Consider the following 23,827-nt stretch of genomic DNA (forward strand, 5'->3'; position numbering starts at 1 on the left):
ATGACCACCGAGACCCGACCGCTGATCGTCCCGACCTTCGACGACGAGGACACCGGCCGCAAGCTCGCCATCATCTGCTCCAAGGGCAACCTGGACATGGCCTACCCGGGCCTGATCCTCGGCAACGCCGCCCTGGGCGAGGGCGTGGAGACGCACCTGTTCTTCACGTTCTGGGGCTTCGACATGATCATGAGGTCCCGGGCCCGCGACCTGACCTTCTCCCCCGGTCGCCAACACGGCGATGCACCTCCCCCTGAAGGAGGTGCCGCGGCCCGGACCGCTGGGCCGGGTGAAGCTGCCCGAGGAGGTCCGGATGCCGCAGGCCCTGGCGCCCGCCCCCGGGGTGTCGGCCATGGCCACCCGGATGATGAAGAAGCAGCTCGCCGCCCTCGACGTGCCCGAGGTCCCGGAGTTCCTGGACCAGATCGTCGCCGCCGGCGGGCACCTGTGGGCGTGCCGGCTGTCCGCCGACATGTACGACCTCGACGAGTCCGACTTCCGTGACGACATCGAGGGCATCATCTCTGCCGCGGACTTCATCGACATGACTGCAGGGGCGCAGCTGCTGTTCATCTGAACGGCAGCGGTCGGCGTCCCGGGCGGCAGGGACGCCCGGGCACCGGCGTGGTCAACGGGCGAAGGCGGGACCCGCCGTCGGGTCCTCGCGGTAGGCGAGCGCGGCCGCGAGACGGCTGCGCGAGCTGGCCGTGATGCGGCCCGGCAGGGCCTCCAGGGCGAACCAGCCGACCTCGGTGGACTCGTCGTCGGCCACGAAGGCCTCGCCGTCGACGTGACGGCACAGGAACGTCAGGTCCAGGTACTGCGAGACGTCCCCGTTGGGGTAGGTGACGCGGTCCCCGGAGCTGACGGACGTCAGCGCGACCACCTCCGCCCGCACGCCGGTCTCCTCGGCGATCTCCCGCACGAGCCCGTGCGCGGGCTCCTCGCCGGGCTCGAGGATGCCGGAGATCAGCGCCCACAGGCCGTTGTCCGCGCGGCGCCCCAACAGCAGGCGGCCGGCGTCGTCCAGGACGACGCCGGTCACGCCGGGAAGCCAGAGCAGGTCGTGCCCGACGTGGGCGCGCAGGGCCGTGATGAAGGGAGGGACGGGCACGTCCCGGACCTACCGAGACCGCCGACGGCGCGGGCGGTCCTGACCGCGGGACCAGGCTCACGGCGGGCGGCGGGGCCAGCGGCCGTCGCCGGTGGGCCGACGGCGAGGGCCGCCGTCTCCGGGGAGACGACGGCCCTCGCGGCGCGCGGTCGGGTCAGGCCTGGCCGACCTTCTTGCCGTCGGCGCGGTAGGCGACGACGATCGACGGACGCGGGATGGAACGACCGCCGTCGGGCCAGTTGGACAGCGGGTTCTCGTACGAGGCGCCGTCGATCTCGCCGGGGTGCTGGACGGCCACGAGCACGCGCTTGTCGGTGACCACCGGGCCGCACGTCTCCCCGCCGCGGGGAACGGCGAGGAACTGACGGACCTCTCCGCGGTTCTTCCCGCGCACCGCGACGCCGTAGAGGGCGTCGTTGGTGCCGAGCGTGCCCGGTTGGCCGTCGGTGCTGATCCACAGGTTGCCGTGGTCGTCGAAGGCCAGGTTGTCCGGGCAGGAGATGGCGGAGACCTGTGACTTGTCGAAGCCCGCGAAGTAGGTGCTCGGGTCCTCCGGGTCGCCGCACAGCAGCAGCACGCGCCACGCGAAGCTGCCCGCCGCCGCGTCGGCCCCGGCCTCCTCGAGCTCGAGGACGTGGCCGTGCTTGTTGTTTCCGCGGGGGTTGGCCTCGTCGGCCTGGGCGGCGGTGCGGCGGGTGTTGTTGGTCAGGGCCACGTACACCGTGCCGGTCCTCGGGCTCGGCTCGACGTCCTCCGGGCGGTCCATCTTCGTCGCGCCGACGGCGTCGCCCGCCTGGCGGGTGAAGACGAGGACCTCCTCCGCCGTCATGCCGGGCACGTGGGAGACATTCCCGGTGACCAGCGGGATCCACTCGCCGGCACCGTCGAACTCGCCGTCGGCGGGGAGGACGCCCGTGCCGTCGATCTCGGCGGCGGGGGAGTCGCCGGTGAGGCGGGCGACGTAGAGGGTGCCGTTGTCGAGCAGGGTGGCGTTGTGGGCGGGGTCGTTCCTGCGGTACGTGTCGCGCGAGACGAACTTGTAGAGGTAGTCGAAGCGCTCGTCGTCACCCATGTAGGCCACCGCGCGGCCGTCGGCGGCGAGGCGGATCGTGGCGGCCTCGTGCTTGAAGCGGCCCAGCGCGGTGCGCTTCCTCGGCGTCGACGTCGGGTCGAACGGGTCCACCTCGACGATCCAGCCGAAGCGGTTGGCCTCGTTCGGCTCCTGGGCGAGGTCGAAGCGGGAGTCGAAGCGCTCCCACCTGCGCTCCGACGCCTCGCCGGGCAGGCCGTAGCGGCGCAGCCGCTCGCGGGCGACCGGGTCGGTGACCTGGTTGGCGTTGGCGAAGTACTGGTTGAAGTTCTCCTCGGCCGTGAGCCAGGTGCCCCACGGGGTCATGCCGCCCGCGCAGTTGTTCAGGGTGCCCAGGACGTTGCGGCCCTCGGGGTCCGCCGACGTCCGGACGTACTCCGAGCCGGCCGCCGGGCCGGTGAGCTCGAAGGGCGTGTTCACGTGGAGCCGGCGGTTCAGCCGGTGGTCGACGACGGCGTCGAAGGCGCCGGAGCGCGGCCCGCGGTGCTTGCCGGTGACGCCGACGATGGTGAGCCCGTGCGCGGCCCACGCGACCCTGACCTGCTCCTCGGTGGGGTTCTCCGGGTCGTAGTCCGGGAACATCATCGGCTCGGAGGTGTACTCGTGGTTGACGACCATGACCTGCTCGTCCTGGTTGTTCAGGGGCAGGAGGCCGACGTGGTCGTTGTTGTAGCCGAACTGGCGCAGCTGGGCCGCCTCGGTCTGGTTCGCCGCGTCGAAGGCGGGGGCGTCGGAGAAGAGGGGGTCGCCCCAGCTGAGCACCACGTCGTGGAGGTAGCCCGCGGGCACGGTGACGACGTCGTCGGTCTGCTGCGCGATCGGGGTGAAGCGCAGGCCGGCGGCGGCCTCGGTGCCGGAACCCGGGGCGCCCGGGTCACGGCCCGCAGGGCAAGCCGCTGCCCCGGTCACGGCCGGGTCGGGACCCGCGTGACCGGCCGCTCCCCCGGGCGCCGACGGCTCAGGGCCGGCGGCGGCGGGGCGACGGGCCGGGTGGCGCGGCGCGCGCGCAGAACCCCGAGCTGCGCCAGCCCGCCGGGGAGGAACGCGATGACCACGATGAACAGCGCGCCCTGGAGGTAGGTCCAGAACGAGGGGAAGGTCTCTGACAGGCTGGTCTGCGCCCAGGCGACGGCGATCGCGCCGAGCACCGGCCCCAGCAGGGTCGTGCGGCCCCCCACGGCGACGCCCACGAGGAAGCCGATCGAGGGGACGACGCCGACGTCGGCGGGCGAGACGATGCCGACGATGGGCACGAACAGCGCCCCGCCGACCGCCGCGAACACGGCCGCGACGACGTAGGCGAACACCTTGGTGCGCACCGGGTCGTAGCCGAGGAACCGCACGCGGTTCTCCTGGTCGCGCACGGCGACGAGCAGCTCCCCGTACCGCGAGCGCATCAGCTGGCGCACGACGGCGACCATGACGAGCAGCACCGCGGCGGCGACGAGGTAGAGCATGCGCCGGTTGACGGGGTCGGCCAGGTCGTAGCCGAAGAACGACCGGAACCCGTTGAGCCCGTTGGTGCCGCCGGTGGTCTGCTGCTGCCCGACGAGCAGGATCGCGAACGCCGCGGCGAGCGCCTGGCTGAGGATCGCGAAGTAGGCGCCGCGCACCGAGCGGCGGAAGATCGCCGTGCCGAGCACGAGGGCGAGGACGGCCGGCACCAGGGCGACGAGTGCCACCGTGGAGACCGGCGAGCGCATCGGCTCCCACCACCACGGCACCTCGCCGGTGCCGTACAGCAGCATGAAGTCCGGCACCCCGCCCGGCCCGGCGTCGGCCAGCTTCAGGTGCATGGCCATGATGTAGGCGCCCAGGCCGAAGTAGACGCCCTGTCCCAGCGTGAGCATGCCGCCCTGGCCCCACGCGAGGCCGATCCCGACGGCGACCATCGCGAGGCACAGGAACTTCCCGAGGAGGGCGAGGCGGAAGTCGCTGAGCACGGCCGGGGCCACCACGCCGAGCAGGACGGCGGCGAGGGCGAAGCCGGCCCAGGTCCGCAGCGGCCCGGCGGCGAGGAGCCGGCTCATGCGAGGCTCCTCGTCCGCACGGTGACCAGGCCCTGGGGCCGCCACTGGAGGAAGGCCACGACGACGAGCAGGAGGAGGACCTTGGCGAGGCTCGCCGTCGTCGACATCTGGAGCACGGCCTGGAGGATGCCGAGGCCGAACGCGGCCACCACGGCCCCCTTGATCTGGCCGATGCCGCCGACGACGACCACCAGGAAGGCGTCGACGATGTAGTTCTGGCCGAGCGTCGGCCCGACGGAGCCGAGCAGGGTCAGGGCGACGCCGGCGACACCGGCGATGCCGGAGCCGACGAAGAACGTGGTGCGGTCCACCCGCGCGGTCGAGATGCCCGACGTCTCCGCGAGGTCGCGGTTCTGGACGACGGCGCGGATCTGACGGCCCAGCGACGTCCTGGTGAGCACCAGGGCCACGAGCGCGACGCACGCCAACGCGAGCGCGAGGATGAAGAGCCGTGACTTCGGCAGGGACAGCCCGAGGATTTCGACGGGTCCGGCGAGCCACGCGGGGGCGGCGACGTCCACGTTCGGCGCGCCGAAGACGTCCCGGGCCAGCTGCTGGAGCACGAGCGCGACGCCCCAGGTGACCAGGAGCGTGTCCAGGGGCCGGCGGTGCATCCGCGAGATCAGCAGCGTCTCCAGCATCAGCCCCATCAGCCCGCCGACCAGGAAGCCCGCCGGGAGCGCGACGAGCAGGGAGACCCCGGCGTGGCCGACGACCTGCTGAACCACGAACGCGGTGTAGGCGCCGGCCATCATGAACTCGCCGTGGGCCATGTTGATCACCCCCATCTGGCCGAACGTCAGGGCCAGCCCGAGCGCGGCGAGGAGGAGGACCGAGCCGAGGCTCAGGCCCGCGAACAGCTGGGTGAGTGCAGCGTCCATGTCGAATCCGTCCGTCGAGCGAGGGCCGCCCGCCCTGGCGGGCGAACGGCCGGGTGGGTCAGGACAGGCCCTCGGCCCAGGGGTAGGACTCCAGGTACGGGTCGGGCTCGATCGGGCCGTCCGAGCTCCACTCGGTGTGGATGAGCCCGTCGGGGCCGACGCGGCCGATCAGCGCGGTCTTGCTGAGGTGGTGGTTCTCGCCGTCGACCGTGACCGTGCCCTCGGGGGCCTCGAACGTGGTGCCGTCGGCGGCCTCCTGGACGGCGGCGACGTCGAAGGAGCCGGCCTCCTCCACCATGCGCGCCACAGGTAGAGCGAGGTGTAGGCGGCCTCCATGGGGTCGGAGGTGACGCGGTCCTCGCCGTAGGCGGCCTTGAAGGCCTCCACGAACCGGGTGTTCGCCTCGCTGTCGACCGTCTGGTAGTAGTTCCAGGCGGTGAGCTGGCCCTCGACGTTGTCCAGGCCGATGCCGGCGATCTCCTCCTCGGCGATGGAGACGGACATGACCGGCATCTCCTCGGCGGTGAGGCCGACGTTGTTGTACTCCTTGAAGAACGCGACGTTGGAGTCGCCGTTGAGGGTGTTGAACACGGAGTCCGCGCCGGACGCGCGGACCTTGCCGACGATGGTGGCGAAGTCGGTGTGCCCGAGCGGCGCGTACTCCTCGCCGACGATCTCCATGCCGTGCTCGGCGGCGTAGGCCTCGATGATCTTGTTGGCGGTGCGCGGGAAGACGTAGTCCGAGCCGACGAGGAAGAGCGTCTCCGTGCCCTGCTCGCGCAGGTAGTCCAGCGCCGGGACGATCTGCTGGTTCGTCGTGGCGCCGCTGTAGAAGATGTTCTCCGAGGACTCCAGGCCCTCGTACTGCACCGGGTAGAAGAGCAGGGCGTCGTTGCTCTCGAAGACCGGGAGCATCGCCTTGCGGCTCGCGGAGGTCCAGCCGCCGAAGGTGGCGGCCACGCAGTCGGAGGAGATGAGCTTCTGGGCCTTCTCGGCGAAGATCGTCGGCTCGGAGGCACCGTCCTCGGAGACGACCTCGATCTGCTTGCCGAGGACGCCGCCGTCGGCGTTGATCTCCTCCGCCGCGAGGGACAGCGAGTCGAAGACGGTCTGCTCGGAGATCGCCATCGTCCCGGACAGGGAGTTGAGGAAGCCGACCTTGACGGTCTCCCCGCTGGTGTCGACGCACGACTCGGCGCCGGCGGAGCCGGTGGCCGCGGACTCGCCGCTGGCGACGCGGGACCCGCAGGCGGACAGGGTGAGGGCGACGGCGACGGCCACGGCGAGGCCGGCGCGCGGACGGGCGGTGCTGATGGTCATGGGTGCCTCTCGGGTCTGGCCCCGGAAGGGCGGGGCGTCCGGGAGCGGTCGCCGCGGCGGGCGTCGAGCTCCGTGTGCTGGAACGCTAGGGACGCCGTGTTTCCGGAAGACGCGTCGATCCGTGTCGGTGGTGTTACGGGCGGTGCCGGACTGTTAACGGCCGGAACGGCCGTGTTACGGCCGGGAAAACTCGCCGCGCCAGCGGCGCCAGATCCCGTCGAGGCCGGCCGACGTGTGGGCCGCGGCGTCCAGCCTGCGGGCGACGGCGCCGCGCCCCTCGAGGTCGAGGCGGTGCACCCCGCCGCGCCCGCGTCCGGGCACCTCGCGCGCCGAGCCGGTGCGGTGGGCGCGCCGGATCGCCTCGAGCAGGTCCGGGTTCAGCGGCGGGTCCGCGCCCACGTCGGTGGGGTCGACGTGCGCGGAGTACAGGTCCAGCAGGCGCTTCTCGACCATCATGTGCTGCCACAGCGGCACGGGGCGTCGCTCGGTGACGACCACCTGGGTGTTGCCGCGCACCATCGTCAGCCACTCGCCGAACTCCTCCGCGTTCGACACGGTGGCGGAGAGGGAGACCACCTGGACGCCCTGGTCCAGGTGGATGATGACCTCCTCCCAGACCGGCCCGCGGAACCGGTCGGCGAGGTAGTGCACCTCGTCCATGACGACGAAACCGAGCCCGTCCAGCGTCTCCGAGCCGGCGTAGAGCATGTTGCGCAGCACCTCGGTGGTCATGACCACCACGGGCGCGGAGCCGTTGATGGACGTGTCGCCGGTGAGCAGGCCGACGTTCTCCTTGCCGTGCACGGCGGCCAGGTCGAGGTACTTCTGGTTGCTCAGCGCCTTGATCGGCGTGGTGTAGAACGCCTTGCGGCCGCTGGCGAGGCCCAGGTGGACGGCGAACTCCCCCACCACCGTCTTGCCGGCGCCGGTGGGGGCGGCGACGAGGACCCCGTGCCCGGACTCGAGCGCCTCGCACGCCTCGACCTGGAAGTCGTCGAGCTCGAACCCCAGCCGACGACGGAAGGCGCCCAGCATGCTGCGTTCGGCCTGCTGGCGACGTCGGGAGGCGGCGTAGCGTTCCGCCGGGGAGCTCATGCCCCGAGACTACGTGCCAGCACCCCCACCGCACGCGGGTGGAGGTCGCACTGGAGCGGCAGGGCGTCCAGCCGCTCCCCGTCGGCGAAGGCGACGGGTGGTGCCGCGCCCCGGGACAGGAGCGGCTCGACGACCACGGAGCGCGCGCGCCGCACCTGAACGGCCGGGTGGGAGACGTGCGTGCCCCGGTACAGGCGCGGGAAGATCCGCAGGAGCTCGCTGCGGCGCAGGCCGTCCGCGATGACCACCTCGAGAAGCCCGTCGTCCGGCTCCGCGTCCGGCGCGATGAGCAGTCCCCCGCCGAAGCTGCGGGTGTTGGCGACGGCGACCAGCGTGCCGTCGCCCTCCCACACCTCGCCGTCCATCGTCACCCGGTACCCGAACGGGCGGAAGGCGCCCAGCTCGGCGAGCAGGGCCCGCACGTACCGCCCGCCGTCCGAGGGCCAGGTCATCCGGTTGGCACGGTCGTTGACGGCGGCGTCGATGCCGCAGGAGAAGACCGCCATGTACCAGTGCTCGGTCGGCCCGCCGGGACGGGAGACGGCGACCGCGTCGACCATCCGGACCCCGGCCGGGCCGAGGCGTTCGGTCGCCGACGAACCCTGCGCCGTCGAGCCGGCGGCCGACGACGTCCCGGTGGAGAGCGACGCCAGTCCGTCCCGGATCACGGCGAGAGAGGCGTCGACGTCGTGGACGGGCAGGCCGAGGTCACGGGCGACGTCGTTGCCGGTTCCCACCGCGACGACGCCCAGGGGCACCCCGGTCCCGGCGACGACGTTGGCGCCCAGGTGGACCATGCCGTCCCCGCCGACGACGACGAGCGCGTCGAGCCCCTGGGCGAGACCGGCCCGGGCACGGGAGACGGCGGCGGCGAGGTCGGTCCCCGAGAGATCGACGGCGTCCAGGCCGGCCCCGGCGAGACCGGCCACCACACGGTCGCGCACCTTCGCCCCCCGGCCCCGGCCCGAGGTGGGGTTGAGCACGAGCCCCACGCGCCGCGTCGGTGTGCGGTGGACGGTGCCGGCGCCCACCCTCAGATCCCGAGCGCGGCGTCGTGGGCGGCGCGGCGCCTGTCGGCGCGGCGGTCGTGCAGGAAGCACACACCCACCGCGAGGAAGAAGAGCAGGCTGATGGCGCCGCCCATGATGATCATCGACCAGGCGTCGGGCAGCGGGTTCGCGACGGCGGTGAACGTGAACGCCAGCAGCACCGCCCACCGCCAGGCCCGCAGGTAGGCGCGGGCCCGGACGACGCCGAGGAAGTTCAGGCCGACCATCGCCAGGGGCAGCAGGAACGCCACCCCGAACACGAGGATGACGCGCATGAAGAACGCGAAGTACGTGCGCGCGTCGAGCAGGTTGACTGCCTGCTCGGGTGTGAACGAGGTGAGGATCTGCACGGCGTGCGGCAGCACCCACCAGGCGAGACCCCCGCCACCGACGAACAGCACGGCGCCGGCGAGGATGAAGGACAGCGAGTACACACGCTCCGTGCGCGTGAGCCCGGGCGTGACGAACATCCAGAGCTGCCCGATCCACCACGGGCTCGTGAGGAACAGACCGAGGAAGAGCGCCACCTGCAGGCGCAGGTCGAACGCCTGCCCCACCGTGGTGAAGTTCAGGCTCCCGATCGTCTCGAGCGGCGCCACCATCGACGAGAAGAGCGGCGGGTAGAGGAACCAGCCGCCCACCGCGCCGACGACGATGCCCGCCGCGGCGAGCATGAGCCGCCTCCGCAGCTCGCGGAGATGCTCCCCGAGGGGCATGCGCCCCTCAGGGTTCTTCCGTCGCGAGTGCGCGCTGACCGCGCTCACCCGTCAGGGCTGGCGCGGAGACTGCTGCGAGGACTGCCCGCCGGCGGGTGGCTGCTCCTGCGCGGCGGTCGGGTTCTGGGACCCCGGGTACTGCGGCCTGGTGCCCTCCGGCGGCTGGCCGCCGGTCGCCGTGTAGGAGGAGGTGTCCGCCCGGTCGTCGTTGTCGTCGTCCCGCAGCTCCTTGACCTCCTTCTTGAAGACCTTGAGCGACTTGCCGATGTTCGACGCGATGTCCGGGAGCTTGGAGGCACCGAAGATCAGGATGATCACCAGCAGGAGGATGATGATGTGCGATGGCTGCAAGCCGTTGCGGAACATCGAGGCACCTTCGTTCGTGGGAGGTCTTGGCACGAGAATAACGCCCGCGGGAGGCCGCACGGACGTTCACCCCGCCGTCGCGGAGGCGCCGTGCGACGTTCACCCGCGACGGTCGCGCCGTTCACCTGGACGGGTCAGGGTGGGACCTTCCGACAGCCGCCGGACCGAGGAGGGGCCGAGGGATGGACGTACCTCGCACGACGACGCGGGCCCCGGACCGGCCGCGCGGGCCGTGGCGCCCGGGCTTCGTCGACATCGAGGGCCACCGTGGTGCGCGGGGCCTCGTGGTGGAGAACACCGTGCCCAGCTTCCTGCGCGCCGTCTCGCTCGGCGCCAGCACCCTCGAGCTCGACGTCCAGCTGACCGCCGACGGCGCCCTCGTCGTCTGGCACGACCTCGTGGCCGGCGCGGACAAGGCGGTCGACACCGGCCCCGCCACGCCGTCGGACCCGGCGTTCCCGTACGTCGGCACACCCGTGGTGGACCTGACGCTCGGGCAGCTCGGGTGCCTGGACGTCGGCCGGCGCACGCTGACGCAGTTCCCGGGCCAGCAGGCGCGCCCGGGCACGCGGATCCCGCTGCTGACCGACGTGCTGCACGCCGTGCGCGAGGTCGATCCGGACGTGTGGTTCCTCGTCGAGGTCAAGTGCGACCCCACGCGGCCGGAGCTGAGCAGCGCCCCCGAGGACCTTCTCGCGGCCGTCGCCGACAGCGTGGAGGCGGCCGGCGCCGCGGACCGGGTGCTGCTGGAGTCCTTCGACTGGCGCGTGCTCGAGCACGCGCGGCGGGCGGCCCCGCACCTGCCGCTCGTCGCACTCGCCGACGACCGGACCTTCTCCCCCCGGCAGCCCCTGGACGTCCGCGGCGCGGTACGAGGACCACGACGGCGACCTCGTCTCCGCCGCCCTCGCCCTCGGCGCGGTCGCGGTCGCCCCCCGCCTACGCCGTGCCCTACGGGACGACGACCGCGGACCCGCGGTCCCGGCTCGTCACGGACCGGGCGTTCGTCCGGCGGGCGCACGCCGCCGGGATCGCCGTCGTGCCGTGGACGGTCAACGCCGACGAGGATCTCGCCCTCGTCATCGAGGCGGGCGTGGACGGCCTGATCACCGACTACCCCGGACAGGGCCGTCCGGTGCTGCGGTAGAGGGTCGCCCGGTCTCTCACTCGCCGCGGCCGCGCACGACCGACGCGCCGGCGTGCTGCCGAGCAGGCCGTGGCGACGCCAGCGGGCGGCCGACCGCTCGAGCCGACCCTGCCGCCGGACGGAGCGGGCGACCCTGACCCGCTCCCGCACGGTACGGGGCGGCGCTGCAGGCGGCCGACGGTGAGCTCGTGCCGCGCGACGAGATGATCCGCATCGCGCTCGAGGTCGGCATCGCACGGCGGTCCGACGACGCGGCCGGCCTCGTGCGCGGCTGGGCCCGCGCCCGCGAGGCGCTCCTGCACTTTCCCGTCGACCTGTTCAGTCTCCTGCCGCTCGGCGAGCTGCTCATGGCGGGCGCGCGCCTGCACGAGGAGCACCGCCTCGAGCCGCACCTGGCCGACGCGTGGCAGCTGCTCGAGCGGCTGGGGGGCCCGTCGGTGTGGACGGCACCGCTGCACTGGTCCGGGGTCCAGGCGGCCATCCTCACCGGGCAGCCCTCCCCGGCTGGCCCCGCACGCCCGGGGGCTCGTCACCGCCGCCGCCACCAGCTCCTACGCCGCCGCCCTGGCGGCGGCCGGCCGCGCGTGGGTGCGGGTGCTCAGCGCCGACGTCGACGTCACCACCGTCGAACGGGCCGCCACGGGCCTGGCCGCCGTCGGCCTGGCGTGGGACGGCGCGCGGCTCGCCGGCCACGCCGCCGCCCGTGCGCCCGAGCGGGCGGACATGACGCGGCTGCTCGCCTGCGCACGTGACCTGCACCCCTCCGCGGCGGACGTGCGCCCGCCCGACGACGGCGCCCGCACCACCCCGACCGGGATACCGGTCGGCGTCGTGGACGAGACCGGGCTCAGCGCGCGCGAGAAGGAGGTCGCGCGACTGGTGCTCGTGGGCAAGACCTACCGGGAGATCGGGGAGACGATCTTCATCTCCCCGCGCACCGCCGAGCACCACATCGCCCGGATCCGCCGTCGCCTCGGCGTGGACACCCGGGCGGAGATGCTCACCCGCCTGCGCGCCCTGCTGGGGGAGTAGGTCCCCCCTCACCCCCTTGGTCGTGCCGGGGCGGATCCCCACGCGGTCGCACCTCCGTAGGGGAGGGGCCCCCGATGCTTTCCCCCATCGGCCTTCGTACGTTCGTGGGTAGCCGGCCACGAGTGGTCTGGCGCACCACTTCGACGACGAGGGAGACCCGATGACCACGATCGCCAACATGCTCCTCGAGTTCCTGATGAAGATCCTGCGCGACCCGGAGGCGGCTGCCGCGTTCCGGAGCGATCCTGACAAGGTTCTCGCGGAGGCCGGTCTCGGTGACGTCTGCACCGACGACGTCGAGGCCGTGATGCCGGTGATCCTCGACTACGCGCCCGTACGGGTCGGCTCCTCCTTCGACCGCGGCTACGACACCGGCGGCAACGACTCCGAGGCCGGCGGCTACGTCCCCCGGCCGGGCCGCGACGACCACGACCGCCCGGGCCGCGACCACGACGACCGCTACGACGACGACCACGACCGCTACGACGACGACCACGACCGCTACGACGACGACCACGCGCACGCGGTGCAGCAGCTGAGCTACGTGGTCAACAACTACTCGTACACCTCGAGGATCGACGACCGCGACACCGTCACCGACCAGTCGGTGAACCAGAACATCTGGGCGGACGGCGACGTGGTGCAGCTGTTCGACAACGACGCCGTCATCGCCTCCGGGGACCACGCGGTCGCCGCGGGCGACGACGCTCACGTGGACAACTCCCACGACGAGTCCACGAACACGTGGGTCGACGCCGACGACGGCGCCACCGTGGTGGTCGGTGACGACAACTTCTCCGACGAGATCGACAACTCCGGCAACTACGCCGACCGGGGCGGATCGGTGGAGGACGACGACACCGACATCGACAACTCGGGCCAGTACGCCGACCGCGGCGGCGAGAACCACGACACGGACGTCGACGTCGACGTCGACAACTCCGGCCAGATCGCCGGTGGTGACGCCCTGCACGCCGAGGGCGGGGGCCAGGCCGCCGGCGACGACCTCACCGACGACGACACCGACGTGGACGTCGACCTCGACAACTCCGGCCAGATCGCCGGCGGGGACGCGACGGACAGCCACGACGAGACGGACGTGGACCTCGACCTCGACAACTCCGGTCAGATCGCCGGCGGGGACGCGACGGACAGCCACGACGAGACGGACGTGGACGTCGAGGACTCCTTCACGGTCGAGGACTCCTTCACCGTCGAGGACTCCTTCACGGTCGACGACTCCTTCACCAGCGACGACGACGCAGTGGACGTCGACGTCGAGGACTCCCTGAACGAAGGCGAGGTGGAGCTCTGACCTGACCAGCACCGGAACCACTGCACCGGGCCCGGCGGCCCATCGTCCCCCCCGTCCGTCGCCGGGCCCTCTGTGGTGTCATTGGTCCATGGACGGCAAGGGGGCCGACGTGGAGCTGGTGAAACTGGTCGAGCAGGGCGTCACCCTGTGCGGTGAGGGGCGCCCCGATCTCGCGCGGCGACTGGAGCAGACGCGCGAGCGGCTGCTCGACCCGGACGTGCGCGTCATGGTCGTCGGCGAGTTCAAGCAGGGCAAGAGCCTCCTGGTCAACGCGCTGGTGAACGCGCCCGTGTGCCCCGTCGACGACGACGTCGCCACGGCGCTCCCCACGATCGTGCGCCACGGGGAGGTACCTTCCGCCGTCGTCCTCGCCCCGCCCGAGGGACGGCAGGGGGCCGACGACGCCCCTCCGGTCCGCCGGCCCGTCCCGCTGGAGGAGCTCGCCGCGTACGTCTCGGAGCGGGGGAACCCGGGCAACCAGCGACGGCTGCTGGCGGCCGAGGTCGTTCTCCCGCGGGCCATCCTCGCCGGCGGGCTGACGGTCGTCGACTCGCCGGGCGTCGGCGGGCTCGACTCCGCGCACTCCCTGACGACGCTGACAGCCCTGCCCAGCGCCGACGTCGTCCTGCTGGTCTCCGACGCCTCCCAGGAGTACACCGAGCCCGAGATCCGGTTCCTGCGCCAGGCGATGCGGATCTGCCCCCACGTCGCGTGCGTGGTGACGAAGACCGACATCTACCCGGACTGGCGCCGGATCGTCGAGCTCGACCGCGCCCACCTGGACGCCGTCGCCGAAGGCATCCCCCCTCATCCCCCGTCTCCTCGGTGCTCCGGCTGCACGCGGCCCGGGAGCGGGACCGGGAGCTGAACGAGGAGTCCGGGTTCCCGGCGCTGGTGCGCTACCTGCGCCAGGACGTGCTCGGCCAGGCCGAGCGGCTCGCGCGCCGGTCCGCCGCGCACGACCTTCTCTCGACGGCGGACAGCCTGCGCCTGTCCGTGGGCTCGGAGCTGCAGGCGCTGCAGGACCCGACGACCACACCTCGGCTGCTCGTCGAGCTCGAGCAGGCCAAGGCCAGGGCGGACGACCAGCGCCGTCGCAGCGCGCGCTGGCAGCTCACCCTCTCCGACGGCATGACGGACCTCATCGCCGACATGGAGCACGACCTGCGCGACCGGATGCGCTCGGTGCTGCGCGAGGCCGAGGAGGCGATCGACCAGGGGGACCCCGGGGCGGTCTGGGACCAGTTCTCCGACTGGTTCGAGCAGCGCACCGCCTCCGCCGTCTCCGACACGTTCGTCTGGACCGACGAGCGCTCGCAGTGGCTCGCACGCCGGGTGGCCGACCACTTCTCCCTCGAGGAGCTGCGGCTGCCGGACCTGCGCACGGGGGACACCGAGGGCGTCCTCGACCCCGTCGAGCCGGTGCCCTTCCTCGATCCCGGTCACCTCGGCGCGGGGCAGAAGATCCTCGTCGGGATGCGCGGCTCCTACGGCGGCGTCCTCATGTTCGGCCTGCTGACCGGCCTGCTCGGGATGTCGCTGGTGAACCCGCTGTCCGTGGGCGCGGGGCTGCTCATCGGCACCAAGGCCTACCGGGAGGATCGGGAGACGCGCCTCAAGCGCCGCCAGGCGGAGGCCAAGACCATCGTGCGGCGCGCCGCCGACGACGTGATCTTCCAGGTCGGCAAGCAGCTCAGGGACCGGCTGCGCGCGGTCCAGCGCGCCATCCGGGACCACTTCACCGAGCTCGCCGAGGAGCACCACCGCACGCTCGCCGACTCCGTCCAGGCCGCCCAGAAGGCGGCGAGCACCTTCGCCGCGGAACGCGAGGTCCGCATCCGGGAGCTGCGGGCGGAGCTGGCCACGGTGGAGCGGTTCCGCGCGCAGGCCCAGCTGGTCGGGCAGGAGCCGGCGCCGGCGGGGCACGCGTGACCGGCGCTGGAGGGCGGACAGACCGCCGGTGAGGGAGGTGTGCGTCTCCGGCAGGCCCTGCCGGAACTCGCTCCACCCGCCGATCTCGCCGCCCAGCACGATCGGCAGTGCGGCCATGAGGCCGAGCACGATGACCAGCGCGGAGAAGAAGTCGCTCCAGGCCACCGACTTCAGGCCACCGCCGACGGCGAGGAAGGTGACCAGCACCGCCACGACGATCGCTCCGGCCTCGGGCGAGAGCGGCGTGATCACGCTGAGGATGTACCCGCCGCCGGTGAACTGGTACGCCGCGATGCCGGTGTAGGCGAGGAGTGTGATGAGGGCCGCGATCATCCGGACCCCGACGCCGTAGCGCCGCTCCAGCAGCTCCGGGACGGTGTAGGTCGAGTGCCGCCGGATCCGCTTCGAGATGAGGTACAGGACGAAGATGCCGACCGGGGTGCCGCCGAGGAAGAAGATCGACGCCAAGGGGCCGTAGCTGTAGGCGAAGCTGGCGCCGCCGATGATCGTGCCCGAGCCGACCCAGGTCGCCAGCAGGGTGCCGATCATGACCGGACGGGGCAGCTGCCGGCCGGCGAACATGAAGTCGTCGCCCGTGGACATCACCTTGGAGCGGCTGAACCAGACACCGACGAGAATCATCAGAAGCAGGTACAGCACCACGATCGTCACGTGCACGGTTTGCATCGAGCCCCCAGCGGTCGGAGTGGGCCGGCGGTGAAGGGGCGGAGGAGGCGTGACGGGTGCGCCTCCACCAGCCGCGGAGACACGGCCCCGCCGGCGGCGTGGGGACATCAAACAGGGTGTGACCTACGTCGTGCAACAGTCATTGCGGTTTTGATGACCGCTCGGGGAAGAGCGAGTAGCGACGCCAGATCTCCTCGACGCGGTCGGTGGCGGCCGCCGCGCCGGCGGGGTCGACGGCGACCATGGCGGCGAAGACCGCCTGGACAACGGTGGTGGTGGCCGTGAGCGAGGGAAACATGCTCGCCCCCTCGCTCGGCACCAGCAGCACCTCGTCGGCCAGCGCGGACACCTCGTCGGTCTGGTCGCTGACGAGGACCACGCGCACGCCCGCGGCCGCCGCGGTCCGCACGGCGTTGATGACCTCCCACGGCGAGCGCCAGAGGTGGAAGGCGACGAGGCAGTCCTGCGGCCCCAGCAGGTTGACCGCGTTGTAGAGGCCGGTGCCCGCCACCTGGTGCAGGCGCACGTCGTGGCCGATCAGCTGCGCCAGGTGAGACAGCTGGATCCCCGGGCCGGCGTAGCTGCCGGAGCCGAGGACGACCGTCACCCGGGCGTCGAACATCAGCCGTGCCACGCGCTCGATCTGCGCGTCGTCGATGAGCAGCGCCAGGTCGTGCAGGTTCTGGATGTCCCGGCGCAGGCTGGACCCCACCGGACCCTCGTCCGTCGGGGCGTGCTCCGCGAGCACGGCCGAGGCGGACAGTCCCGAGAGGAACCGTGAGCGGACCTCCGCGCGGAGCTGGGGCCATCCGCCGAAACCGAGCAGCTGCGCGGCGCGGACCACCGTCGCCGCGTTGACGCCGGCGAGAGCCGCCGCCTCGGCGGTACTGGCGAACGACATCTTCCGCGGGTGGGTGGCCAGTGCGTGGAGCACCCTCCCCGTCCCGCTCCCGGGCGTGCGGTCCCCGAGGCGGGTGCGGATCCAGGCCGGCAGGCTCTCGCTCATCCGCACATACTGCAACGTTCCTTGCACCTTTGGTGCGAGAACTGGCAGCATGCCCGAAACTCGGCGAAAGGACTGCGGGATGACGGATCGGACTCTGCTGGTGCGGGGCGGCACGGTGTGCGACGTCGAGGGCGGTGAGAGCCGGCCCGCGGACGTGCTGGTCGTCGGCGACCAGATCGCCGAGGTAGGGAGCGGTCTCCGGGCGCCGGGCTCGGCGACGGAGATCGACGCCTCGGGCCTCCACGTCGTTCCCGGCCTCATCGACGCCCACGTCCACGTCACGGCCGGCACCGCCGACCTGGGCGGGCAGGCCGAGGACTCGCCGTACTACGTCGCGGCCCAGACCGGGGCGATCCTCAGGGGCATGCTCCACCGGGGCTTCACCACGGTGCGGGACGTGGGCGGGGCGGACTACGGCGTCGAGGCGGCCGTCGCAGAGGGCCTGTGGGCAGGACCGAAGGTCCACTTCGGCGGAAAGGCCCTCTCTCCCACGGGCGGGCACGCCGACCTGCGCGCGAGGGGCCGCCAGGTGCTCGACAACCATACCTGCTGCCCCAACATCGGCACGGTGTGCGACGGGGTCGACGAGCTGCGCCGGGCGGCGCGCCACCAGCTGCGCACCGGCGCCCACCACATCAAGCTCATGCTCTCCGGCGGCGTGGCCTCCCCGACCGACCGTGTGGACTCCCTGCAGTTCTCCGCCGAGGAGGTCCGGGCGGCCGTGGAGGAGGCGTCGAACGCCAACCGCTACGTCACCGGGCACGCCTACACCGCCCGGGCGGTCAACAGAGGCCTGGAGCTGGGCGTGCGGTGCATCGAGCACGGCAACCTCATCGACGAGTCGAGCGTGCGGCTGTTCGTCGAGCACGACGCCTTCCTGGTCCCGACGCTGGTCACCTACGAGTACCTGCACCGCGAGGGCGCCGAGGCCGGCCTGCCGCCGGCCAGCCAGGCGAAGGTCTCCGACGTTCTCGAGGCCGGCCTGCACGCGCTGGAGATCGCCTGGCGCGGGGGCGTCAAGATCGCCCTGGGCACCGACCTCCTGGGTGCCATGCACCGTCACCAGAGCGGGGAGTTCAGCATCCGCGCCAAGGTGCAGCCGGCGGCGGACATCCTCCGCTCGGCGACGCTCGTCGGGGCGGAGCTGCTCGGCGCCGAGGGGAAGCTGGGCGTGATCGCCGAGGGCGCCACCGCCGACCTGCTGCTGGTGGACGGGGACCCGCTCGAGGACATCGCCGTGCTCGCCGAGCCCGACCGCCGTCTGAGGATGGTGCTGCAGGACGGGAACGTCGTCGTCGACCGCCTCTGAGGCCGCCCCGCTGGCGGCCGTCGCGGTCCGCGTGAGGAGATGGTGGAGCACGGCCTGCCCGAGCGGGCCGACCACCACGTCTCCGCTGTCGACAGAGAAGAGGACCGGTGGGACTTCTCTCCCTGATCGGCGCCGCCGTGACGGCCGCCGTGGTGTGGGACGTGTTCCACACCCTGTGGCACCCGAGCGGACAGGGACGGCTGAGCCACGCGCTCATGGCGTTCGTGTGGCGCCTCACCCGCCACCTCGGCGGGCGGCTGCGCCGGCTGGCAGGACCGCTCGCCATGGCCACCGTCATCCTCGCGTGGGCGTCGCTGGTCGTGATCGGCGGCGCCCTGGTGTACTGGCCGCACCTGCCCGACGCGTTCAGCTACGGGCCGGGCCTGGACCCCGGGCGCGGGTCGCTGGTCGTCGACGCCCTCTACGTCTCCATGGTCACGGTCACCACCCTCGGTTTCGGCGACATCGTGCCGACCACGCCGTGGCTGCGCCTGGTGGCGCCCCTGCAGGCCATGGTCGGGTTCGCGCTGCTCACCGCAGCGGTCTCGTGGGTGCTGCAGGTGTACCCGGCCCTGACCCGTCGCCGCACGCTCTCCCTCCGGCTGGCCACGCTGGAGGAGGCGGGGATGCTCGAGGATCTCGACAAGCTCACCGACGTCACCGCAGCGCGCATCCTCGACGACCTGACCGCTAGCGTCGCCCAGATCCGTGTCGACCTTACCCAGTACACCGAGAGCTACTTCTTCCAGGAGTCCTCCCGCGACGCCACGCTCGCCGTCACCATCGGGTACGCCCACGAGCTGGCGCTCGCCGCGGAGAAGTCCGACCGCCAGGACGTGCACCTGGCCTCCAGGCGCCTCTTGAAGGCCCTGAACGACCTCGCTCAGGTGCTCGACGAGCAGTTCCTCCACACCGACGGCTCGACCTCCGAGGTCCTCGCCGCCTACTCCGCGGCCCAGACGGACCGGTGATCCCTCGGCCCTCCGCCGCGGTTGCGGAGGCGGCCGGTGCCACCGAAGGGCCGGACAGCCCTGGTGGCCGGAGGCGCGGCCGGACCACGTCGCCGCAGTCCGGCCGCGCCTCCGACCGTCCACCCCGGCGCCTCGCCGGACGGAGCGACGTCCCGCTTCCCTCCGGCGCCAAGCCCCTACCCGGTGGTGGTCATCCCCGGCGCGCTGTCAGGCGGTCCAGACCGTCGACGTGGTCTCGGCCGTGGCGCCGTCGGCGGAGTCGTCGCTCTGGTCCTCGCCCGACTGGCCCTCGTCCGCCCCGTCGCCCGTCGGGTCGTCCTCCGCCCAGTCGCCCCGCGGTCCGTGGTGGCCGCCCATCGGGCCGGGCAGGTCGCCGTCGACCATGGCGGTGATGCGCTCCTCGAGGTCCGCCGTCATCTCGTCGGCCCGGTCCTGGTCGAGGCGGCCGTCGGCGACCGCCGCGTCGATCTCCTCCTGCGCCGCCGCGACGAGCGCGTCGACGAGCTCCGCCGTCGTCACCCCGTTGGTCTCGGCGACGTCGGCGAGGGAGCTGCCGTCCGCGAGCGCGTCGCGCAGCTCCTCCTCGGTCAGGCCCAGGGTCTCCGCCGCCGCGGTCAGCGACGCTCCGCCCATGGGTCCGTGGCCGTGGGGGCCGCGGAGCGCCTCGGACTCGCCGAGCGCCTGGGCGACGGCGTCGGCCTGGCCCTCGGTGATCGTGCCGTCCGTGATGAGCCCGGCGAGCGCGTCACGGATCCGCTGGACCCGTTCGGCGAGGCCGTCCACGGCGGTGTCGGTGGTCGTGGTGCCGGTCGATGTGTCGGCGGAGGCCGGCACGATGCCGAGGCCGACGATCCCGGCCACGCCGAGAGCGCCCGCGGCCAGGGCTCCGGTAAGTCTGCGCATGGTGGTTCCTTCCAGTCGTCCGGCTGCGGTGGGCCGGGGTTTCGATGTCCCGCCCGCCCGATACTTCAGGGCGTCGCTGGGACGACCCCGGGACGGACCTGTGACGGGGCTGGGAAGCGGGCCCACCGTGTGAACTGCCCTCGACCGGCTGCGGACCGAGTCAGAATCGGGATATGAGGGCCATCGTGGCCGGGGCCGGCATCGCCGGCCTCGTGGCGGCGCGTCAGCTCGGTCTGGCCGGCTGGGACGTCGAGGTGGTGGAGAGGTCGACCGCTCCGCGCACCGACGGCTACATGATGGACTTCTTCGGTCCCGGAGCAGACGCGGCGGACAGGATCGGCCTCTATCCCCGGCTCGCGGCGGTGGCCTACCGCGTCGAGGCCGCGGCGTACGTCGACGCCGCCGGACGGACCACAGCCAGCCTCGACTACGGCCAGTTCGCCCGGCTCGCCGGCGGAAAGGTGCTCAGCCTGCTGCGTCCCGACCTGGAGGGTGCGGCCCTGGAGGCGCTCGACGACGTCGCCCCCGGCCGCGTGCGCGTCCGCTACGGTGCGCCGGTCTCCCGGGTGTGCACGAGCGACGACGGCGTGCGGGTCGTCGCCGGCGACCCGCCGGGCGGGACGCTCGACGCGGACGTCCTCGTCGGCGCCGACGGCATCCACTCGCGGGTTCGCGCCGAGGTGTTCGGTCCCGAGGAGAAGTACCTGCGCCCGTTAGGCATGCGTGCCGCCGCCTTCGTCGTGACCGAACCAGTCCTGAACGCCCGCATCGGGAACCGGTTCGTCCTCACGGACACCGTCGACAGGACGGCCGCCCTCTACAGCCTCCGCTCGGGCGACGTCGCGGCTCTCATGGTCTACCGGGACCCGGCAGGGCCGAGCGGCGACACCACGAGCCCGCGGGAGCGGCTCCGCCGTGAGTTCACCGGGCTCGGCGACGCCGTCGACCGGCTTCTCGAGCTGTGCCCGGAGCGTCCGTACGACGACGTCGTCGCCCAGATCGTCATGCCCGGCTGTCAGAGCGGCCGGACCGTTCTCGTCGGGGACGCTTGCGGGGCCGTGTCGCTCCTCGCGGGTCAGGGCGGCTCGCTCGCGATCGCCGGTGCCGCACTGCTGGGGGACGTGCTCGGGCCCGTCGCCTCGCCGGACCGGATCGGGCCGGCCCTGGCCGAGTTCGAGCGACGCTGGCGGCCCGTGGTGGCGGAGGCCCAGGCCGCCGGGCGGCGCGCGGCATGGTCGTTCCTCCCCGCGAACGGGGCTCAGCGCCTCCTGCGCCGGTGGATCGTGCGGGCGACCCGTGTGCCGGGACTGGACCGGCTCGTGGCCGGCCGCGTCGCGGGACGGATCGCCCGGTAGATCCGAGCCGCGCGTGCGCCGTCGTCCTACCGTGGGGGCATGGACGACGGCGCGCGCGAGCGCTTCGCCGCGGCCCGCGTCGCCCGGCTCGCCACAGTACGGCCCGACGAGCGACCGCACCTCGTGCCGGTCACGTTCGTGCTCGTCGGCGACGTGGTGTGGACCGCGGTCGACGACAAGCCGAAGTCGACCCGTGCGCTGCAGCGGCTCGCGAACATCGCGGCGCACCCGGCGGTCAGTGTGCTAGTGGACCACTACGAGGAGGACTGGTCGGCGCTGTGGTGGGTACGCGCCGACGGCGCCGCCGGCGTCGTGGACGCGGACGGGACGCCGGAGGCCCGGACGGCGATCGCCGCGCTGGTGGCGAAGTACCCGCAGTACGCGACGCCTCCCCCAGGGCCGCTCGTGCGGATCGAGGTGACGTGCTGGCGCGGGTGGGCGGCCTGACGCCGAGCTCCGGCGCACCTGCCGGGCGCCGGGCGCATCGCGGTCAGTGCGGTGGCTCGAGCACCTCCACCTCGCAGAGAGGGCCCGGAGCGCTGCCGAGTCTCTGGTCCCCGGTCACAAGCACGGCACCGAGCGCCTCTGCGAGGGCCACGTAGACGGCGTCGTACACCGTCAGATTCGCGCGCAGCTGCCACACCCGGTCGAGCAGCGGTCGGTGCGGCGCGCGCTCCGCCGGGAGCGCGACCAGATCGTCGAGCGCCAGGCATGCGCGTCTCTGGTCGAGCGCGCCTGCGTCGCACCGCGCCCGAGGCACAATCCCGTCCGCGTTCGGACGTCGCACGCCATGCGGAAAACGGCGTCGACGAACTCGGCCGGACTCCGTTGTCCGGCCTCGTCCGAGCGTACGGGCCCGCACTCCGCGGCAGAGGCCGGTCCGCGGTGGCAGTGGCGGCCACGACAGGTTGCTGCCAGGAGGCGAGGCCGGCCGCGGCGGCGCGGAACGGCCGGGCGGGCCGGCCGCGACTACTGTGCCGACATGCGAGCCCGCGCCTGGACGCCTGGCGGGTGGTGGTCATGTTCGGCGGGGTGAGCCTCGCCGCGGACATGGTCTACGAGGGCGCCCGCTCGATGTACGGACCGCTGCTCGCCGCCCTCGGCGCGAGCGCGCTGGTGGTCGGCCTGGTGACCGGCGCCGGCGAGGCGATGGCGCTGGTGCTCCGGTTCGTGTTCGGGCCCCTCGCCGACCGCACCGGTCGGTACTGGGCGCTGACGATCCTCGGCTACGGCCTGACGGCGGTGTGCGTGCCGCTGCTCGCCGTCACGCCGTTCCTCGGCGGGGCGGGCCTCGCCGTCGGGATCGTGCTGATCCTGCTCGAGCGGTCGGGCAAGGCCGTGCGCAGCCCGTCCAAGTCGGCCCTGCTCGCGCACGTCGCCGTCGAGGTGGGGCGCGGCCGCGGCTTCGGGGTGCACAAGGCGATGGACCAGGTGGGCGCGTTCGCCGGGCCGCTGGTCATGGCCGCCGTGATCGCCGCGACCGGTGCGCTCTGGCCGGCGTTCCTCGTGCTGGCGGTGCCGGGGGCGGCCGCCAGTGGTGCTGCTCGCCGTGCTCCGCGCCCGGGTGCCGACCCCGAGCGCGGCGGCCACGTCGGCGGGGCCGGCCACCGGGCGGCCGCTCAGCGTCACGGCGAGCGCACGGACGCACTGACCGACGATGATGCCCGAGTTCCCCCGCGCACCGAGGAGGGCGCCGTCCGCGGCCGCACGGGTGAGCGTGGCCAGGTCGGCGTCAGGGCCCAGCGGCCGGACGGCCTCGGCGGCGCCCGCGAGCGTGAGCACCAGGTTCGTGCCGGTGTCCGAGTCCGGCACCGGGAAGACGTTGAGACGGTCGATCTGCTCGCGCACGAGCAGCAGGGAGCGCAGGGCGTGCTCGAACCAGCGACGCACGGCCGGAGCGTCGAGCACGGCGAGGCTGGTGATCACGGGCTCCCCTCGACGCGGCTCGGCCGGACCGGCCCGGCGCCGGTCGTCTACGATCCTCAGGTTATCCGCCGTCGCCCACACGGGCCGGGACGGCTGTGGGAACGCGAGGGCGCGGCCCTGTGTCGGATCCCACGCCGGCGAGCCTCCGGGCCGTTTGAGGCGCCGGAGTTTTCTCGGGTACTCTTGCCAGGTTGCCCGACCCGGCTGGCATCCGCCTGCGCCCGGGCTCACCGACACCGCGTGCCGCCGCCCCGGCGGTGCGTCAGCGAGAAGATCAGGAGAACGACCGTGGCTGCCACCTGCGACGTCTGCGGCAAGCGCCCGAGCTTCGGCAAGAGCGTCTCGCACTCCCACGTGCGGACCAGCCGCCGTTGGAACCCGAACATCCAGCGGGTGCGCGCGCTCGTCAACGGCGCCCCGAAGCGCGTGAACGTGTGCACCTCGTGCCTCAAGGCCGACAAGGTCACCCGCGCCATCTGACGCGTCGCGCGGCGACGCGCACCGCTGAGGCCGCCTCCCCCGTCGAGGGGACGGCGGCCTTTCGCATGCCCAGGACCCTTCGCGGCACCCGGGCCCTTCGCAT

General features: G+C 73.0%; 23 protein-coding genes and 6 pseudogenes. 15 read left to right on the forward strand and 14 right to left on the reverse strand.

The genetic code is table 11. The features are described 5' to 3' along the window. Positions 1 to 96: 96 nt before the first annotated feature. Both DA06_RS13280 and DA06_RS13285 read left to right on the forward strand, forming a co-directional pair. Positions 97 to 159, forward strand: a pseudogene (locus tag DA06_RS13280) (hypothetical protein); the annotation flags it as partial. Between the two features lie 82 nt (positions 160 to 241). Further along, positions 242 to 577: a DsrE/DsrF/DrsH-like family protein gene (locus tag DA06_RS13285; RefSeq protein WP_418605225.1), complete on the forward strand. Its 336-nt coding sequence runs from the start codon at positions 242 to 244 to the stop codon at positions 575 to 577. Positions 578 to 628: 51 nt separating this feature from the next. Here the strand turns inward: DA06_RS13285 and DA06_RS13290 are convergent, their stop codons facing one another. The 9 genes and pseudogenes from DA06_RS13290 to tatA all read right to left on the reverse strand — a co-directional run bounded on the left by DA06_RS13290 (position 629) and on the right by tatA (position 9,661). Then, the gene (locus DA06_RS13290) at positions 629 to 1,114 is read right to left on the reverse strand and encodes an NUDIX hydrolase (protein WP_043500814.1); all 486 of its coding nucleotides are present in this window, start codon (positions 1,112 to 1,114) and stop codon (positions 629 to 631) included. 154 nt (positions 1,115 to 1,268) lie between these two features. Continuing rightward, positions 1,269 to 3,113: a PhoX family protein gene (locus DA06_RS13295; protein ID WP_418605227.1), complete on the reverse strand. Its 1,845-nt coding sequence runs from the start codon at positions 3,111 to 3,113 to the stop codon at positions 1,269 to 1,271. Next, positions 3,110 to 4,234: an urea ABC transporter permease subunit UrtC gene (gene urtC, locus DA06_RS13300; protein ID WP_052436732.1), complete on the reverse strand. Its 1,125-nt coding sequence runs from the start codon at positions 4,232 to 4,234 to the stop codon at positions 3,110 to 3,112. The genes DA06_RS13295 and urtC overlap by 4 nt, the downstream gene beginning before the upstream one ends. Next, a complete protein-coding gene (urtB, locus tag DA06_RS13305) occupies positions 4,231 to 5,115 on the reverse strand; it encodes an urea ABC transporter permease subunit UrtB (RefSeq protein WP_043500829.1) in 885 nt (294 codons plus the stop codon). Before urtB ends, urtC begins: the two co-directional genes overlap by 4 nt. 58 nt (positions 5,116 to 5,173) lie before the next feature. Beyond that, positions 5,174 to 6,435, reverse strand: a pseudogene (gene urtA, locus DA06_RS13310) (urea ABC transporter substrate-binding protein). A 174-nt stretch (positions 6,436 to 6,609) separates the two neighbouring features. Next, on the reverse strand, positions 6,610 to 7,530 hold the full coding sequence (locus tag DA06_RS13315) for a DEAD/DEAH box helicase (protein ID WP_418605228.1): 921 nt from the start codon (positions 7,528 to 7,530) through the stop codon (positions 6,610 to 6,612). Continuing rightward, the gene (locus tag DA06_RS13320) at positions 7,527 to 8,561 is read right to left on the reverse strand and encodes a diacylglycerol kinase family protein (RefSeq protein WP_052436733.1); all 1,035 of its coding nucleotides are present in this window, start codon (positions 8,559 to 8,561) and stop codon (positions 7,527 to 7,529) included. The genes DA06_RS13315 and DA06_RS13320 overlap by 4 nt, the downstream gene beginning before the upstream one ends. Before the next feature lie 2 nt (positions 8,562 to 8,563). Further along, positions 8,564 to 9,295 (reverse strand): twin-arginine translocase subunit TatC, encoded by a 732-nt coding sequence (gene tatC, locus DA06_RS13325; RefSeq protein WP_043500839.1) that lies wholly within the window; start codon positions 9,293 to 9,295, stop codon positions 8,564 to 8,566. Between the two features lie 51 nt (positions 9,296 to 9,346). Next, the gene (gene tatA / locus DA06_RS13330) at positions 9,347 to 9,661 is read right to left on the reverse strand and encodes a Sec-independent protein translocase subunit TatA (protein ID WP_043500842.1); all 315 of its coding nucleotides are present in this window, start codon (positions 9,659 to 9,661) and stop codon (positions 9,347 to 9,349) included. Positions 9,662 to 9,843: 182 nt separating this feature from the next. On the opposite strand from tatA, the pseudogene DA06_RS13335 reads away from it, so the two are divergent. The 7 genes and pseudogenes from DA06_RS13335 to DA06_RS13365 all read left to right on the forward strand — a co-directional run. Continuing rightward, a pseudogene (locus tag DA06_RS13335) lies at positions 9,844 to 10,494 on the forward strand (glycerophosphodiester phosphodiesterase family protein); the annotation flags it as partial. A 113-nt stretch (positions 10,495 to 10,607) separates the two neighbouring features. Next, the gene (locus tag DA06_RS13340; protein WP_418605229.1) at positions 10,608 to 10,808 is read left to right on the forward strand and encodes a glycerophosphodiester phosphodiesterase; all 201 of its coding nucleotides are present in this window, start codon (positions 10,608 to 10,610) and stop codon (positions 10,806 to 10,808) included. A gap of 188 nt (positions 10,809 to 10,996) precedes the next feature. After that, complete coding sequence (locus DA06_RS13345) at positions 10,997 to 11,560, forward strand: hypothetical protein (protein WP_418605230.1); 564 nt, start codon at positions 10,997 to 10,999, stop codon at positions 11,558 to 11,560. Continuing rightward, the gene (locus DA06_RS13350; protein ID WP_418605231.1) at positions 11,532 to 11,840 is read left to right on the forward strand and encodes a helix-turn-helix domain-containing protein; all 309 of its coding nucleotides are present in this window, start codon (positions 11,532 to 11,534) and stop codon (positions 11,838 to 11,840) included. The genes DA06_RS13345 and DA06_RS13350 overlap by 29 nt, the downstream gene beginning before the upstream one ends. Positions 11,841 to 12,000: 160 nt before the next feature. After that, positions 12,001 to 13,155, forward strand: a complete 1,155-nt coding sequence (locus DA06_RS13355) for an IniB N-terminal domain-containing protein (protein WP_043500848.1) — start codon at positions 12,001 to 12,003, stop codon at positions 13,153 to 13,155. Between the two features lie 88 nt (positions 13,156 to 13,243). Continuing rightward, positions 13,244 to 14,023 (forward strand): dynamin family protein, encoded by a 780-nt coding sequence (locus DA06_RS13360; protein WP_418605232.1) that lies wholly within the window; start codon positions 13,244 to 13,246, stop codon positions 14,021 to 14,023. Further along, positions 13,981 to 15,087: a hypothetical protein gene (locus DA06_RS13365; RefSeq protein ID WP_418608330.1), complete on the forward strand. Its 1,107-nt coding sequence runs from the start codon at positions 13,981 to 13,983 to the stop codon at positions 15,085 to 15,087. Before DA06_RS13360 ends, DA06_RS13365 begins: the two co-directional genes overlap by 43 nt. 96 nt (positions 15,088 to 15,183) lie before the next feature. Here the strand turns inward: DA06_RS13365 and DA06_RS13370 are convergent. Beyond that, positions 15,184 to 15,882, reverse strand: a pseudogene (locus DA06_RS13370) (sodium:solute symporter family protein); the annotation flags it as partial. A gap of 31 nt (positions 15,883 to 15,913) precedes the next feature. After that, entirely contained in the window at positions 15,914 to 16,780 is an 867-nt protein-coding gene (locus DA06_RS13375; protein ID WP_043500849.1) for a hypothetical protein, read from the reverse strand. Positions 16,781 to 16,859: 79 nt separating this feature from the next. Here DA06_RS13375 and DA06_RS13380 point away from each other — a divergent pair, with 79 nt between their 5' ends. Then, positions 16,860 to 18,089, forward strand: coding sequence for a metal-dependent hydrolase family protein (locus DA06_RS13380; protein ID WP_043500850.1), 1,230 nt, complete (start codon positions 16,860 to 16,862; stop codon positions 18,087 to 18,089). Positions 18,090 to 18,196: 107 nt separating this feature from the next. After that, positions 18,197 to 19,060, forward strand: a complete 864-nt coding sequence (locus DA06_RS13385) for a potassium channel family protein (protein WP_043500853.1) — start codon at positions 18,197 to 18,199, stop codon at positions 19,058 to 19,060. A 207-nt stretch (positions 19,061 to 19,267) separates the two neighbouring features. On the opposite strand, the gene DA06_RS13390 is transcribed toward DA06_RS13385, so the two are convergent. Beyond that, the gene (locus tag DA06_RS13390; protein WP_052436736.1) at positions 19,268 to 19,963 is read right to left on the reverse strand and encodes a hypothetical protein; all 696 of its coding nucleotides are present in this window, start codon (positions 19,961 to 19,963) and stop codon (positions 19,268 to 19,270) included. Positions 19,964 to 20,136: 173 nt separating this feature from the next. Between DA06_RS13390 and DA06_RS13395 the strand changes: the two genes are divergently transcribed. Both DA06_RS13395 and DA06_RS13400 read left to right on the forward strand, forming a co-directional pair. Then, positions 20,137 to 21,318: an FAD-dependent monooxygenase gene (locus tag DA06_RS13395; protein WP_043500855.1), complete on the forward strand. Its 1,182-nt coding sequence runs from the start codon at positions 20,137 to 20,139 to the stop codon at positions 21,316 to 21,318. 39 nt (positions 21,319 to 21,357) lie between these two features. After that, positions 21,358 to 21,765: a TIGR03668 family PPOX class F420-dependent oxidoreductase gene (locus DA06_RS13400; protein WP_043500857.1), complete on the forward strand. Its 408-nt coding sequence runs from the start codon at positions 21,358 to 21,360 to the stop codon at positions 21,763 to 21,765. Between the two features lie 43 nt (positions 21,766 to 21,808). Here DA06_RS13400 and DA06_RS13405 read toward each other — a convergent pair whose 3' ends face one another. Continuing rightward, positions 21,809 to 22,078 carry a type II toxin-antitoxin system VapC family toxin gene (locus tag DA06_RS13405; RefSeq protein WP_052436737.1) on the reverse strand — a complete coding sequence of 90 codons (270 nt, stop codon included), beginning with the start codon at positions 22,076 to 22,078 and terminating at the stop codon, positions 21,809 to 21,811. 314 nt (positions 22,079 to 22,392) lie between these two features. On the opposite strand from DA06_RS13405, the pseudogene DA06_RS13410 reads away from it, so the two are divergent. After that, positions 22,393 to 22,836: pseudogene (locus DA06_RS13410) on the forward strand (MFS transporter); the annotation flags it as partial. Between the two features lie 93 nt (positions 22,837 to 22,929). On the opposite strand, the pseudogene DA06_RS13415 reads toward DA06_RS13410, so the two are convergent. Continuing rightward, positions 22,930 to 23,598: pseudogene (locus DA06_RS13415) on the reverse strand (DAK2 domain-containing protein); the annotation flags it as partial. Here DA06_RS13415 and rpmB point away from each other — a divergent pair. Next, positions 23,533 to 23,724, forward strand: coding sequence for a 50S ribosomal protein L28 (gene rpmB, locus DA06_RS13420; protein ID WP_139929421.1), 192 nt, complete (start codon positions 23,533 to 23,535; stop codon positions 23,722 to 23,724). The pseudogene DA06_RS13415 and the gene rpmB sit on opposite strands and share 66 nt — an antisense overlap. Positions 23,725 to 23,827 lie beyond the last annotated feature (103 nt).

The sequence above is a fragment of the Georgenia sp. SUBG003 genome (genome assembly GCF_000715355.2).
GTDB lineage: Bacteria > Actinomycetota > Actinomycetes > Actinomycetales > Actinomycetaceae > Georgenia.

Bases quoted from the DNA above. Each gene is read 5' to 3' on its own strand.
- DA06_RS13400 (WP_043500857.1), top strand. From the start codon at position 21,358: ATGGACGACGGCGCGCGCGAGCGCTTCGCCGCGGCCCGCGTCGCCCGG.
- tatC (WP_043500839.1), bottom strand. From the start codon at position 9,295: ATGCCCCTCGGGGAGCATCTCCGCGAGCTGCGGAGGCGGCTCATGCTC.
- DA06_RS13285 (WP_418605225.1), top strand. From the start codon at position 242: ATGCACCTCCCCCTGAAGGAGGTGCCGCGGCCCGGACCGCTGGGCCGG.
- DA06_RS13375 (WP_043500849.1), bottom strand. From the start codon at position 16,780: ATGAGCGAGAGCCTGCCGGCCTGGATCCGCACCCGCCTCGGGGACCGC.
- DA06_RS13380 (WP_043500850.1), top strand. From the start codon at position 16,860: ATGACGGATCGGACTCTGCTGGTGCGGGGCGGCACGGTGTGCGACGTC.
- DA06_RS13350 (WP_418605231.1), top strand. From the start codon at position 11,532: ATGACGCGGCTGCTCGCCTGCGCACGTGACCTGCACCCCTCCGCGGCG.
- DA06_RS13390 (WP_052436736.1), bottom strand. From the start codon at position 19,963: ATGCGCAGACTTACCGGAGCCCTGGCCGCGGGCGCTCTCGGCGTGGCC.
- DA06_RS13355 (WP_043500848.1), top strand. From the start codon at position 12,001: ATGACCACGATCGCCAACATGCTCCTCGAGTTCCTGATGAAGATCCTG.
- tatA (WP_043500842.1), bottom strand. From the start codon at position 9,661: ATGTTCCGCAACGGCTTGCAGCCATCGCACATCATCATCCTCCTGCTG.
- urtB (WP_043500829.1), bottom strand. From the start codon at position 5,115: ATGGACGCTGCACTCACCCAGCTGTTCGCGGGCCTGAGCCTCGGCTCG.
- DA06_RS13395 (WP_043500855.1), top strand. From the start codon at position 20,137: ATGAGGGCCATCGTGGCCGGGGCCGGCATCGCCGGCCTCGTGGCGGCG.
- DA06_RS13360 (WP_418605232.1), top strand. From the start codon at position 13,244: ATGGACGGCAAGGGGGCCGACGTGGAGCTGGTGAAACTGGTCGAGCAG.
- DA06_RS13315 (WP_418605228.1), bottom strand. From the start codon at position 7,530: ATGAGCTCCCCGGCGGAACGCTACGCCGCCTCCCGACGTCGCCAGCAG.
- urtC (WP_052436732.1), bottom strand. From the start codon at position 4,234: ATGAGCCGGCTCCTCGCCGCCGGGCCGCTGCGGACCTGGGCCGGCTTC.